Below are 13,100 nucleotides of genomic sequence, written 5' to 3'. Positions count from 1 at the left end.
TTCTAAAGCGCCTTTCTGCGCCGAACTGGCAGGTGTTGCCCCTATTCCTCAGCCAAGGAATGGGGCAGCACCTGCCATTTCGCGCTAGTTACGGGTCCGCGTGAGACGGTTGTTTCATGAGGATCGATGAGCGAATCGAACAACACTACTCGGAGCTTGGGCCGCAGGAGCAAAAGGCCGCGGATACCCTGTTGGACCGCTTGGGCGACCTTGCGGTCTACAACGCGGCCGAGCTCGCCCAGCTTAGCGGCGTTTCCAAGGCCACCATGAGCAGGCTATTCCGCCGCCTGGGATTCGCCGATTTCAACGAGGTCAAGGAACACACCCGGAGCCTGAGGTCCAGCGGAGTGCCGCTCGCCAGGCAGGAGGCCGACGGCGGGATCCCCCTGCATTTGGCACAGGAGCAGCAGAACCTGGACCGCCTTTTCGATACGCTCGACGACGATCGCCTCCTCAAGGTGGCACAACAACTGGCTGAGGCCCGGAATGTCCTTCTGATCGGTTTCCGCAACAGTTTCCCTGTCGCCCTCCATTTCCGGCAGCAGCTTCTCCAGTGCCGTTCGTCGGTGGCTCTGGCCCCTCAGCCGGGCCAAAGCGTGGGCGAGGAGCTCGCCGGACTGGACGGGAACGACGTCGTGGTTCTGCTTGGATTCCGGCGCAGGCCCGACCGTTTCGACCGTGTCCTGAAGGCCGCTACCGCCACCGGCGCGAGCACCATCTTGATCGGAGACCCGAGCGCGCGCTGGCTGGCGGCCGACGCCTCCGTCTGGATCGAATGCCCTGTGGAGGGCAGCGCCGCCTTTGACAGCTATGCGTCGGCCATGTGCCTCGTGAGCGTCCTCGCGAACGGCGTGTTGGCGGCGAAGGGCCGTTCAGGAAGGGATCGCGTCCGGGAAATCACCGGGCTGTTCGACTCACTGGAAGAGATCGAGCGACGGTAGTCCGAAGGCGGCCGTGCTCGGCTCGCTCGCCGGGCCCGGCGCCAAGCGTAAAGAAAAGTTAGCGGTCCGGAAACTGAACTGAAACATCTGTTCCATTGAATTGAACCAGTGAAACGACTGCCCCGGTCGTGGAAAACCCTGATTCGAGGAACCGATGGCCGAAGCACGACTCGCCCCAGAGAAGACCGGCACCCTACTTGGCCACCCGATTGATGAAGCCGCCACACGCCGTGACCCGCGGCTCAGCAACGAAGACTTGGTGCCCCTGAACAACCAGCGCTGGAGCAGCTACAACCTGTTCGCGTTCTGGATGTCGGACGTCCATAGCATCGGCGGCTATGTGACGGCGGGCAGCCTTTTTGCCCTCGGCCTGGCGAGCTGGCAAGTGTTGGTGGCCCTGCTGGTGGGCATCGTGATTGTCCAGGTGTTTTGCAACCTCGTGGCGAAGCCCAGTCAGAAGACCGGCGTCCCCTACCCCGTGATCAACCGGGCCGTCTTCGGCGTCAAAGGTGCCAACATCCCGGCCATCATCCGCGGTCTCATCGCTGTCGCCTGGTACGGAGTGCAGACTTTCCTGGCCTCCGAAGCCCTGGTGATCGTGTTCCTCAAGTTCTTCCCGGCCATGAAGCCGTTGTACGACGTCCATCAGTACGGCTTCCTTGGCCTTTCTGCCCTGGGTTGGATTTGCTACGGAATCCTCTGGGTAGCCCAGGCCGCGTTGTTCTGGAACGGAATGGAAAGCATCCGCAAATTCATCGACTTCGCCGGACCGGCCGTCTACGTTGTCATGTTGGTTCTCGCCATCTACTTGGTATCCAAGGCCGGCGTCAGCAACATCAGCCTCAACCTCTCCGCCGGCGAACCGCTCGACTTCGCTGCGTCCATCCCGGTCATGATCTCCGCGATCGCCTTGGTGGTGTCGTATTTCTCCGGCCCCATGCTCAACTTCGGCGACTTCGCGCGTTACGGCAAGAGCTTCAAGGCCGTCAAGAAGGGCAATCTCCTGGGCTTGCCCGTCAACTTCCTGTTCTTCTCGCTGCTCACGGTCATCACGGCGTCGGCCACCACCCCGGTCTTTGGGCACCTCATCACGGACCCGGTCAAGACCGTGCAGGAAATCGATTCGGTGTTCGCCGTGCTGCTCGGCGGATTGACCTTTGTCATCGCGACCGTGGGCATCAATATCGTGGCCAACTTCATCTCGCCGGCGTTCGACTTCTCCAACGTGAGCCCGCAGAAAATCAGTTGGCGCATGGGCGGCATGATCGCCGCCGTCGGATCCGTCATCCTCACCCCGTGGAACTGGTACTCGAACGACGACGCCATCCACTACACGCTCGGCGTTCTGGGGGCGCTCATCGGCCCGCTCTTCGGCATCCTCATCGCCGGCTACTACCTCGTGGGAAAGCAGAAGGTGTGGGTTGAGGACATGTACACGATGAAGCCAAGCGGCAAGTACTGGTTCCGCAACGGCTACAACCCCAACGCGGTCAAGTCAGTGGCCATCAGCGGCGTAGTGTCGATCGCCTCGGTCCTGATTCCCAAAGCGCTCCTTGACTCCGGAGCCACCACAGTCAACGCAACTTGGATCGGCAACTACAGCTGGTTCCTCGGTTGTGCCTTGGGCCTGCTGACCTTCTGGTACTTCGAAAAGCGATCCCCCATGATCAACCTGGAGCCTAACGGCGTCGAAGTGAACGACGGCGCCCTCGCCTGAGCGCCCGCCGTCATCAAACAGAAACCGCCGGACGCTCGCTCACTTATAGGGCCAAATTCCAGGACGCTCGCTCACCCCGTGAGCGAGCGTCTGCCCGAAACCCGACATAGGTGAGCGAGCGTCCGCCAAAAACCCCACATAGGTGAGCGAGCGTCCGGGACGGTTAGTTCTGGTTCAGCTCGGCCGAGATCGCGAGCGCGGCCTCGCGCAGCAACGGCACGGCGCGGTCGGCGAAGTGCTGGTCCACGCGGGACACCGGTCCGGAAACCGAAATAGCCGTGGGCGTCGGAGCGTTGGGCACAGCCATCGCGAAGCAACGGACGCCGATTTCCTGCTCTTCCTCGTCGATCGAGTAGCCGCGTTCGCGGATCCGGTTCAAATCGGCGAGCAGGGAATCGATGTCCCCGATGCTCTTCGCCGTGGGAGTCGGCATGCCCGTGCGGGCCACGATCCCGCGGACCACTTCGTCGTCCAACTGGGCCAGGATGGCCTTGCCGACGCCGGTGTCGTGCGTATGGGCGCGGCGGCCCACCTCGGTGAACATGCGCATGGAGTGCAGGGACGGAACCTGGGCAACGTAGATGACCATGTCGGAATCCAGCACGGCCATGTTGGACGTTTCGCCGAGCCGGTCCACGAGGGACTTCAGCTGGGGGCGGGCCAGTGCTCCGAGTTGCTTGTTGGCGCCTTCGCCAAGCCGGATGAGCCGGGGGCCCAGCGCGTAGCGACGATTGGGCAGTTGCCGGATGTAGCCGAGGGACACCAAAGTGCGCAGCAGGCGGTGGATGGTGGGGAGCGGCAGGTCTGTCGACGACGATAGTTCGCTCAACGTGACGTCTCCGCCGGCGTCGGTGATGAGTTCCAGCAGTTCGAAGACGCGCTCGACGGACTGCACGCCTCCCGAGGGCTTTTCAGCCATTCCGTTGTCTCCTATGGCTCGGAATCCGACAACTCTTATCCGCATCGTGAAAAGAATTGCTTAGAACACTCAAGATACAGCACGCGACGCCGGAATGCTTGCCTGCCGATCAGGGCTTGTGTTTCCACTTTGTAGATAATAATATCCATAATACGAAAACATTCGGTTTGAGCGGAGGCCCGCTATGGGCCTGTACGAGGAGGAAATTCAATGGCGAACCCGAGCCCCGGAAATTCGATCACCCTGCGCGTCGCCGCGCCGTCGAGCTTCACTGCCACGAGCGAGCTGGCCGCTGCGGTCGCCGCTGCCGGTGCGGCCGTCACCGCGCTGGATGTGACCGAGTCGCACCACGACACCCTGGTTGTTGACGTCACCTGCAACACCACGGACGAAAACCACGCCAACCGCGTCAAGGACGCCCTCAACGCGCTCGACGGCGTCACGGTCCAGCACGTCTCGGACCGCACCTTCCTCATGCACCTGGGCGGCAAGCTCGAGGTCGTCCCGAAGGTGGCCCTGCGCAACCGCGACGACCTTTCGCGCGCCTACACTCCCGGCGTCGCTCGCGTTTGCCTCGCCATCGCCGAGGACCCGGCAGCTGCCCGCAACCTGACGGTCAAGCGGAACACCATCGCCGTCCTCACCGACGGTTCGGCCGTCCTTGGCTTGGGCAACATCGGCCCGGCCGCGGCACTGCCTGTCATGGAAGGCAAGGCCGCGCTGTTCAAGCAGTTCGCCAACGTCGACGCCTGGCCGGTCTGCCTGGACACCCAGGACACTGAAGAAATCATCATGATCGCCAAGGCCATGGCTCCGGTCTACGGCGGCATCAACCTTGAAGACATCGCAGCCCCGCGCTGCTTCGAAATCGAGAAGCGGCTCCGCGACGAGCTGGACATCCCCGTCTTCCACGACGACCAGCACGGAACGGCGATTGTCACCCTCGCGGCCCTCGTCAACGCGTTGCGCGTGGTGGACAAGAAGCTGTCCGAGGTCAAGATCGTTGTCTCCGGCGTCGGCGCTGCCGGCTCTGCGATCATCCAGCTCCTCAAGGCGCAGGGCGCGCAGCACATCGTCGCCGCCGGCCGCTCCGGCGCTATCCACTCGGGCGAAAAGTACGACGACGAGCACCGTTCCTGGATCGCCGCGAACACCAACGAGGCCGGATTCTCCGGCACGCTGCACGAAGCCCTCAAGGGTGCTGACGTTTTCATCGGCGTCAGCGCTCCGCACGTGATCGGCGAAGAGCAGGTCGCCTCGATGGCCGAGGACGCGATCGTGTTCGCCATGGCCAACCCCACCCCGGAAATCGACCCGGTGATCGCGTCCAAGCACGCAGCGGTGGTGGCCACCGGCCGGAGCGACTTCCCCAACCAGATCAACAACGTGCTGGCCTTCCCGGGCTTCTTCCGCGGACTGCTCGACGCCGGAGCATCGGACATCATCCCGGAAATGCTCGTGGCCGCGGCAGAGGCTATCGCCAACCGGGTCGCAAATGATGAACTGAATGCGAGCTACATTATCCCCAGCGTCTTCGACCCCCACGTTGCAGCCGACGTCGCCGCAGCCGTAGCAAATGCAGCAAACGCAAACGCGCGGAAGCAGCAAACGCAGGCCGCCGGCGCTCTCTAGGAAAGGACCACCCCATGGCTCTCACAGTCACAGACCCCCGGCCGATCGAACGAGCCGAGGAGATCCTGACTCCCAAGGCGTTGGCCTTCGTGGAGGAACTGCACCGCCGTTTCGCGGGCACCCGCACCGAGCTCCTCGCGGCCCGCGTCGCCAAGCGCGAAGAAGTAGCCCGCACCGGCCGCCTCGACTTCCTGCCGGAAACCCAGGACATCCGCGACGGCGACTGGAAGGTCGCCGAAGCACCCGTGGCCCTGCAGGACCGCCGGGTCGAGATGACCGGCCCGGCCTCCCCGGCCAAGATGGCCATCAATGCCCTGAACTCCGGCGCCAAGGTATGGCTCGCCGACCTCGAGGACGCCAGCACCCCGACGTGGGCGAACGTCATCGACGCCATCCTGAACCTCCGCGACGCAGCCCAGGGCACCCTGAGCTACACCTCCCCGGAGGGCAAGGAATACCGGCTCCGCACGGACGCGCCGCTCGCCGTCGTCGTCGCCCGCCCCCGCGGCTGGCACATGGACGAACGGCACCTGCTGCTCGACGGCGAACCCACCGTGGGCGCGCTGGTGGACTTCGGCCTGCACTTCTTCCACGTCGCCAAGCAGCTCCTGCTCAACGGCCACGGCCCGTACTACTACCTGCCCAAGATGGAAAGCCACCTCGAGGCCCGGCTGTGGAACGACATCTTCGTCTTCGCCCAGGACTACCTCGGCATCCCGCAAGGCAGCGTCCGCGCCACCATGCTGATCGAAACCATCCCGGCCGCGTTCGAAATGGACGAGTTCCTCTACGAACTGCGCGACCACGCGTCCGGCCTGAACGCCGGTCGTTGGGACTACCTGTTCAGCATCGTGAAGTACTTCCGCGACGCCGGCGAGTCCTTCATCCTGCCGGACCGCGCGTCCGTGGTCATGACGGCCCCGTTCATGCGCGCCTATACGGAACTGCTGGTCAAGACCTGCCACAAGCGCGGCGCCTTCGCCATGGGCGGCATGGCTGCTGTCATCCCGAACCGCCGCGAACCCGAAGTCACAGCCCAGGCCTTCGAGAAGGTCCGCGCGGACAAGACCCGCGAGGCGAACGACGGTTTCGATGGTTCCTGGGTGGCCCACCCGGACCTCGTCTCCACGTGCCGCGAAGTGTTCGACTCCGTGCTCGGCGACAAGCCGAACCAGCTGGACAAGCAGCGCCCGGAGGTCTCCGTGACCGCCGATCAGCTGCTGGACATCTCCTCCGCCGGTGGCCACGTGACCGAGGCGGGGCTTCGCTTGAACCTCTACGTCGCCGTCGCGTACACCGCGGTGTGGCTTTCGGGCAGCGGCGCCGTTGCCATCCACAACCTCATGGAAGACGCCGCCACGGCGGAAATCTCCCGTTCCCAGGTGTGGCAGCAGATCCGCAACAAGTCGGTCCTGGCCGACACCGGCAACACGGTCACCCGCGAGCTGGTCACCCGGATCCTCGGCGAAGAGACCGACCGCCTGCGCAGCGAGGTCGACGCCGAGTCCTTCGAGAAGTTCTACGAGCCGGCGAGCCGCCTGATCGCGGACATCTGTCTGTCCGAGGACTACACGGACTTCCTCACCACTCCCGCCTACGAGCTGGTGTAGGAATGGCCGCATCCTCCTTCTCTGCGGCCGATTTCGCCGCCATCGACTCCCAACTTGCCGCCACCGACCAGCTGCTGGAGCGCAATTACCCCGGCGACGACGGCACCCGCCAGCCCGTGCACACGGTGTACGTCCCGGCGGACCGTTTCACGCCGTCGCTGTCGGCGGAATGGGGCGCCCAGGCAATCACGACGGCGGAGGCCCACGGCGGTCTCGAAAGGCTCGGTACGTTGCTGGGCCAGGAGCCCGAACTGGCTGCCGCCGTCGCCACCCGTGTGGCTGCCAAGTTGCGCAGTGAACCGATCGAGGACTTGCGCCTCGACTTCGAGGACGGCTACGGCGACCGGGGCGACGAAGCAGAAGACGTCGCGGCCGTAGCGGCTGCCCAGGCTGTCAGCGAAGCCGTTGCCGCGGGGTCCGCGCCGCCGTTCATCGGCATCCGGTTCAAGTGTTTCGAGGCCCCCACCCGGGCACGTGGCCTGAAGACCCTGGACCTGTTCGTCTCCACTTTGGCCTCGGCCGGAGAACTGCCCGAGGGACTCATCCTGACCCTGCCGAAGGTCACCACGGTGGCCCAGGTGCAGGCCATGGACTTCGCGGTCTCCCGACTGGAGGAGATCCACACGCTCCCGGCGGGCCAGCTCCGTTTCGAGGTCCAGGTGGAGACGCCGCAACTGATCCTCGGCCCGGAGGGGACCTCTCCCGTGGCCCAGCTTCCGCACGCAGTTCCGGGCCGGATCAGCGCATTGCATTACGGCACCTACGACTACTCGGCTTCGTTGCAGATCTCCGCGGAGTACCAGTCCATGGAGCACCCGGTGGCCGATTTCGCCAAGGAAGTCATGCAGTTGGCCGTTGCGGGAACGGGCATCCGGCTCTCCGACGGCTCCACCAACATCATCCCGGTGGGCGACAACGTGGAAAACGCGTGGAAGCTGCACGGCCGCTTGGTCCGCCGCTCCCTTGAACGCGGCTACTACCAGGGCTGGGACCTGCACGCTGCCCAGTTGCCGAGCCGTTTCGCCGCGACGTATGCCTTCTACCGCGAGGGCCTGCCGGCCGCCGCGGCCCGCCTGCGCAACTACGTGGAGCGCACCGAAGGCGGCGTCATGGACGAACCCGCCACCGCCCGGGCCCTGGCCGCTTTCGTCCTGCGCGGCGTCCAGTGTGGAGCGGTGGGTTCCGAAGAAGTGCTGGCGCTTGCCGGCGTCGAACTCCCCCGGCTGACTGCACTGGCGCATCCGCGGCTCGCACACACCACCTCCGAGTAAGGATCCAATGATGGGCAAGTACTACTATCCCCAGGGCGGCCTGCCGCCGCAGACCCACCTCACCACCGAACGCGCAATCGTCACGGAGGCCTACACGGTCATCCCCAAGGGCGTGCTGACCGACATCGTAACCAGCAACCTGCCGGGCTTCTCGAACACGCGTTCCTGGATCATTGCCCGCCCTATCTCCGGATTCGCCACCACGTTTTCCCAGCTGATCGTTGAGATCGGCCCGGGTGGGGGCGCTCCCAAGGCCGAGTTCGAGGCCGGCGTCGAAGGCGTCGTCTTTGTCACCAAGGGCAAGGTCAACCTGACCCTCGACGGCGAACTGCACCAGCTCGAGGAGGGCGGCTACGCCTACCTCGCTGCCGGTTCCAACTGGGGCCTTGAGAACGTCTCGGACGACATCGTCTCCTTCCACTGGATCCGCAAAGCCTACGAGCGCCTTGAGGGCTATGAAGCCAAGTCCTTCGTCACGAGCGACGACGAAGTTGAGGCCGGGGAAATGCCGGACGTCAACGGCGTCTGGGCAACCACACGCTTCGCGGACCCCAACGACCTGGCCCACGACATGCACGTGAACATCGTGACGTTCCAGCCCGGCGGGGTCATCCCATTCCCGGAAACCCACGTCATGGAACACGGCCTGTACGTCCTGGAGGGCAAGGGCATGTACCTGCTCAACAATGACTGGGTCGAAGTGGAGGCGGGAGACTTCATGTGGCTGCGCGCCTTCTGCCCGCAGGCCTGCTACGCCGGCGGCCCGGGTCCGTTCCGCTACCTGCTGTACAAGGACGTCAACCGTCAGGTCAAGCTGACCTAGGCCTTCGGGCCACCCCAACTGACTCGCAGTTAATGTCGTTATGAGCGCTCATAACGACACCTACTGCGAGTCAGTTGGGTTTGGGGGCGCGCCCGCGTTTTCGGCGTTGACCCCCTCGCTTCCGAAGAGGACGATCGAAACTACGGGGGCAAGGGCGCCTGGCCCGTTGCCCCGCAGCGTAGCTTCAGGAGGCAGCCATGGAGGCGGCGCGGGCCTCTCGGACTTCCCGCGTATCCCGGACTTCGCGGCGAGCGCGGATGGCCGTCGTCCTGGCTCTGATCCTGGCGTCCGGTTCATGCACCTACCCTCTGACGGCTGAACCCCCGGCGAGTAGCTCGTCGACCGATTCCCAAGGGGCAGTACCCGAATCCCCCGTTGCGGATTTCTTCGCGCATGAAATGCTCAACCGGGGTGCGCCGGCCGTCGTCGTCCAGATCAAAGTCCGGGGCCGGGAATGGTCCCAGGCCTACGGCAGCCAAGACGTCGAGACCGGCGAACCGGTGGCCGTGACCGACCGGATCCAGGCCGGCGGCATCACCCAGTCCATGGTGGCGGTCTCGGTGCTCAAGCTGGTCCAGGAAGGAAAGCTGGGCCTCGAGGACCCTGTCACTCAGTACTTCCCGGAATTCGGGCAGCTCGTCCATCCGCCGGGCCCCGTCACAGTCCGCTCCCTGTTGAACCACAGCTCCGGCCTGCCCGACGCGCCTGTTGCCATCCTGGATGCCATGCCGACCAAGCGGGCCATCGACACGAGGTTCAGCATCGAGGACTACCTCCGCATGGCCGGGACCGTGCCGTGGACGCACGCGAACTTCCAGCTGTTCCGCTTCTCGGATGCGAACTACTTCGCCCTGGCCGCGATAGTGCAGAAGCTCCGCGGCCGGCCGATCGGCGATGTCCTGAAGTCAGATATCTTCGTGCCGCTGGGAATGAGCCACACCTCGCTGGCATCCGAACCTGACCGGGATGCGCGCGACATGATCCAGAGCTATGAATTCATCGACGGCGAGCGCGTCAACGCCTCGCAGCCGGAGTATCTCGTCGGTTCCCCCGCAGAGGGCGTCATCTCCACGGTGGGCGATATCAACACGTTCTACGCAGCGCTCATGCAGGGCAGGCTACTCACGGCGAGCACCCTCCGCGACATGCAAACCCTATGGCAGGAGAACCACGGACTCGGGCTGCAGCGGTGGAATGACGAATGCACGAACGGCTTCTACTACGGCTACGGCGGCAGCACCTGGTTTGCGAGCATCGCGTTGTCCACGAGCGACGGGAGCCGCCAGATAGCCATGAGCTTCGCCTATCCATCCGACACGGACAAACACATTGAATCGACGGATGGCAGCGGCCAAGCGGAGTTCGAGCAGCTCCGGCAGGTGGCCATCGCCACGATGAACGGGCTGTGCTGAGTCACGACGCATCCTGCTAGGGTCTGTGCATGGATGAAAAATTGGGGAAATTCATCGAGGACTTCGGAACACTGACAAGGCTCTCCCAGCTTGGCTTTGACCATGGCGACGACGGCGAACAACTTCTACCGGCACTGACCGGGCACCTCGCGGTTCCCGCCCATGAACTGTCCGTCGTGACGGAGGAGATCCCGCAGCACCGTCTGGTGGATGTGGACATCGTGATGGAAGGGATGGCCGGCCGCGACCCCGAGCGGCGGCTGGTAGGAATCGGCGGCGGCGATCAGCGCCACCACATGTCCTTCAGCGACATGTTGCAGCAATCCCGCAGCTACCCGAGGTTTCCCCTCAGCCAGCCGGACTACAGCAACTTGGCCACCGGTCCGGACCAACAGCGCCAGGCCGTTGCGCTGGGGCTCTGGCTCTTCAGCTACGCCGGATCACCCATAGCGGTCCTCCAACGTGGTGCCAAGATCGAGCGTGGCCGGCAGACTGCGTCGCTCGAAGTCCTGGCCACCCACCCTGCCGTCGCGTCGAGGTTCCTGGCCGAGGTACGGCGCGAAATGGAGCACAAGAGCGTTTTCAGAGGCCAAGTCATCTCGCTCTCCGCCAGCGACTACGGGCCGGGCATCAGCGGAGTGACCTTCATCCGGCGGCCGCAGCTTGCCAGCAGTGACGTGGTCCTTCCGGACGGGCTCCTCAGCAAGGTGGAGAGCCACACCCTTGGCATCGCACGGCAAGCGGACATCCTTGCGGCACACGGTCAGCATCTCAAACGCGGCCTCCTACTCTATGGAGCGCCCGGGACGGGCAAGACGCACACGGTCCGGTACCTGCTGAGCCAAAGCGAAGGTACGACGGCGGTACTCCTCTCGGGCGGCTCACTCGCCAGAATTTCCGAGGCGGCCAAGATCGCGCGGGCCTTGGCGCCGTCCATCGTGGTGTTGGAGGATTGCGATCTGATCGCCGAGGACCGCAGCTTCGGCCACGGGCCCAAACCGTTGCTCTTCGAGGTACTCGACGCCATGGACGGGCTGGACAACGACGCCGACGTCGCGTTCGTTCTGACCACCAACCGGGTGGAACTTTTGGAACGGGCCCTCGCCCAGCGGCCAGGACGCGTGGACCTGGCAGTGGAAATCCCGCTTCCGTCCAAGCACGAGCGGGTGGAACTTCTGCGGCTGTATTCCAACGGAATCGCGTTCTCCCCCTCGGCGATCGAAGCCGCGGCAGGCCGGACCGCCGGCACCACGGCGTCGTTCGCGAAGGAGCTGATCCGACGCTCGGTGGTCGCCGCCGCGCTGGCAGACGAGACTCCCGGAGACCCGCACCTGGGCACCGCGGTGGGACAGCTCATGGCCGACGGCGAGGCCCTGACCCGTAGCCTGCTCGGAAGCAACGGGAGCGCGGAGTAACCACGTTGTCGATCGTGAGCACTGTCCTTGGCGCCAGGGCCAATCCGGCGACAGGAATCACTCAGGCCGGAGACTTCTCCTGTTCGGGTTCCTGGTCGGCGGGCGTCCACGTGAGCTTGACCGTGGCTCCGTCGTTGTTCTCGTCGATCCTCAAGCGCAGTTCCTCGCCATAGAGGAACTCGTGTTCAAAATGCCGTCCGTCAATGCGCGCCGCATCCAGGAGCTTTGTCATCGCCGTTGCCATCGCCCGGCCCCAGTCATGCGGATTCTTGCTGGACGCGTCTTCAAGGGCTGAATAGCTGACCATAGATCAATTGTTCTCCGGCTCGCGACGTTCTGCCAGACCTCGGTCCGGTCCGGACACTAGCCGGAAGCAGTTTCCGGCTTCCTCCGGTGGCCGCAACTCTTATGATGCACTCCTCGGGCCCGGCTGCAGGCTAAGTCCCGCTGCGGCCATGTCCGCCGCGAGTACACCGGTGAGTTTGGCGTGCCCGGCAGCGTTCAGGTGGACGCCGTCCACCAAGTCCCCGGCAACCTGGTATTTGCTGATCCAGTCCCCGACGCTAAAGAACGGAGCACCGGCCTTGGCCGCAATATTGCCCAGCAACGCGTCAACCTCGGTGCGGCGCCCCCCGCCCGCGTTGGCACCCCTGGCAAGGGTTCCGATCATCACGAGCTTCGCCTGCGGGTACCTCTTTTTGAGGGCGGCGAGGAGCCTGTTGGCGTTGGCCGTGATCTGCTCGTCGCTGGCGTTGTGGGAGGCATCGTTGCCTCCACCTTCGACAACGATCAGCGGCGGCGTCCCGTAGGGCAGGACCCAGTCTCCGCGCTGCAGCGCGTCGATATAGTTTCCGCTGCTGCTCGTCGCGGCGACGTATCCTGTACCGCCCCGGGCCACGGAGTACACCTTGTAACCAAGCGAGCCCAAAGCCCCCCGCGGCCATGAGCCCAGGGGCTCAGACTGGGAGTCCCCGATGAGGACGGCGGTGTGCCGGACGTCCGCGAGGATGATTTCGTTCCGGTTGTTGCTGGGGTTCTTGTACAAGGACCCCACGGGAAGCTTTGACGGATCTTGTCCGGACTCAGGTTTCTTGGGACTTTGGCCCGCTGCGGCTGGACTACCCGAGGGTGCAACGGGTGCCGCTGTCTGCCTGCCGCTGGATGAGTCGCCCGGTTCAGCAGGCGCCTGCGAACAGCCTGCCAAAAGTACTCCGGCGGCGATCACGGCTGCGGCGGAGCGGAATATGCGAGATTTGTGCATCGGCCTGTCCCGGGCTTGCTTTCTGTTCGTATTAGCGCTGTAAAAGCAACTTTCCATTGCTCATAGACCGGTGGCGGAACGAGCCGACAGCCTGCCTAC

11 protein-coding genes are annotated in these 13,100 nt (G+C 64.4%); 8 read left to right on the top strand and 3 right to left on the bottom strand.

The annotated features are described in order from the left end of the window. Window positions 1–116 precede the first annotated feature (116 nt). Window positions 117–941: a MurR/RpiR family transcriptional regulator gene (locus AC1DJB_RS15300; RefSeq protein WP_441433298.1), complete on the top strand. Its 825-nt coding sequence runs from the start codon at window positions 117–119 to the stop codon at window positions 939–941. 154 nt (window positions 942–1,095) lie between these two features. After that, window positions 1,096–2,658 carry an NCS1 family nucleobase:cation symporter-1 gene (locus AC1DJB_RS15295; protein WP_441433297.1) on the top strand — a complete coding sequence of 521 codons (1,563 nt, stop codon included), beginning with the start codon at window positions 1,096–1,098 and terminating at the stop codon, window positions 2,656–2,658. A gap of 163 nt (window positions 2,659–2,821) precedes the next feature. Here AC1DJB_RS15295 and AC1DJB_RS15290 read toward each other — a convergent pair whose 3' ends face one another. Beyond that, window positions 2,822–3,577: an IclR family transcriptional regulator gene (locus tag AC1DJB_RS15290; protein WP_059389461.1), complete on the bottom strand. Its 756-nt coding sequence runs from the start codon at window positions 3,575–3,577 to the stop codon at window positions 2,822–2,824. A gap of 210 nt (window positions 3,578–3,787) precedes the next feature. On the opposite strand from AC1DJB_RS15290, the gene AC1DJB_RS15285 reads away from it, so the two are divergent. The 6 genes from AC1DJB_RS15285 to AC1DJB_RS15260 all read left to right on the top strand — a co-directional run bounded on the left by AC1DJB_RS15285 (window position 3,788) and on the right by AC1DJB_RS15260 (window position 11,740). Beyond that, a complete protein-coding gene (locus AC1DJB_RS15285; RefSeq protein ID WP_441433296.1) occupies window positions 3,788–5,209 on the top strand; it encodes an NAD-dependent malic enzyme in 1,422 nt (473 codons plus the stop codon). Between the two features lie 14 nt (window positions 5,210–5,223). Next, a complete protein-coding gene (gene aceB, locus AC1DJB_RS15280; RefSeq protein WP_306961862.1) occupies window positions 5,224–6,819 on the top strand; it encodes a malate synthase A in 1,596 nt (531 codons plus the stop codon). Window positions 6,820–6,821: 2 nt separating this feature from the next. Beyond that, on the top strand, window positions 6,822–8,090 hold the full coding sequence (locus AC1DJB_RS15275; protein ID WP_441437789.1) for a DUF6986 family protein: 1,269 nt from the start codon (window positions 6,822–6,824) through the stop codon (window positions 8,088–8,090). Between the two features lie 10 nt (window positions 8,091–8,100). Then, window positions 8,101–8,913: a bifunctional allantoicase/(S)-ureidoglycine aminohydrolase gene (locus tag AC1DJB_RS15270; protein WP_284753733.1), complete on the top strand. Its 813-nt coding sequence runs from the start codon at window positions 8,101–8,103 to the stop codon at window positions 8,911–8,913. 257 nt (window positions 8,914–9,170) lie between these two features. Continuing rightward, window positions 9,171–10,325 carry a serine hydrolase domain-containing protein gene (locus tag AC1DJB_RS15265; protein WP_441433294.1) on the top strand — a complete coding sequence of 385 codons (1,155 nt, stop codon included), beginning with the start codon at window positions 9,171–9,173 and terminating at the stop codon, window positions 10,323–10,325. Between the two features lie 29 nt (window positions 10,326–10,354). Continuing rightward, window positions 10,355–11,740, top strand: coding sequence for an AAA family ATPase (locus tag AC1DJB_RS15260; RefSeq protein ID WP_441433293.1), 1,386 nt, complete (start codon window positions 10,355–10,357; stop codon window positions 11,738–11,740). Window positions 11,741–11,801: 61 nt separating this feature from the next. Here the strand turns inward: AC1DJB_RS15260 and AC1DJB_RS15255 are convergent, their stop codons facing one another. After that, entirely contained in the window at window positions 11,802–12,047 is a 246-nt protein-coding gene (locus AC1DJB_RS15255) for a hypothetical protein (protein WP_059389455.1), read from the bottom strand. Between the two features lie 99 nt (window positions 12,048–12,146). Continuing rightward, window positions 12,147–12,785, bottom strand: coding sequence for an SGNH/GDSL hydrolase family protein (locus tag AC1DJB_RS15250; RefSeq protein WP_332602999.1), 639 nt, complete (start codon window positions 12,783–12,785; stop codon window positions 12,147–12,149). Between the last annotated feature and the right edge of the window lie 315 nt (window positions 12,786–13,100).

The sequence above is a fragment of the Arthrobacter sp. 01T428 genome, assembly GCF_056398685.1.
Note: the sequence above shows the minus strand (reverse complement) of the source record. Positions and strands in the feature narration are given on the sequence as shown.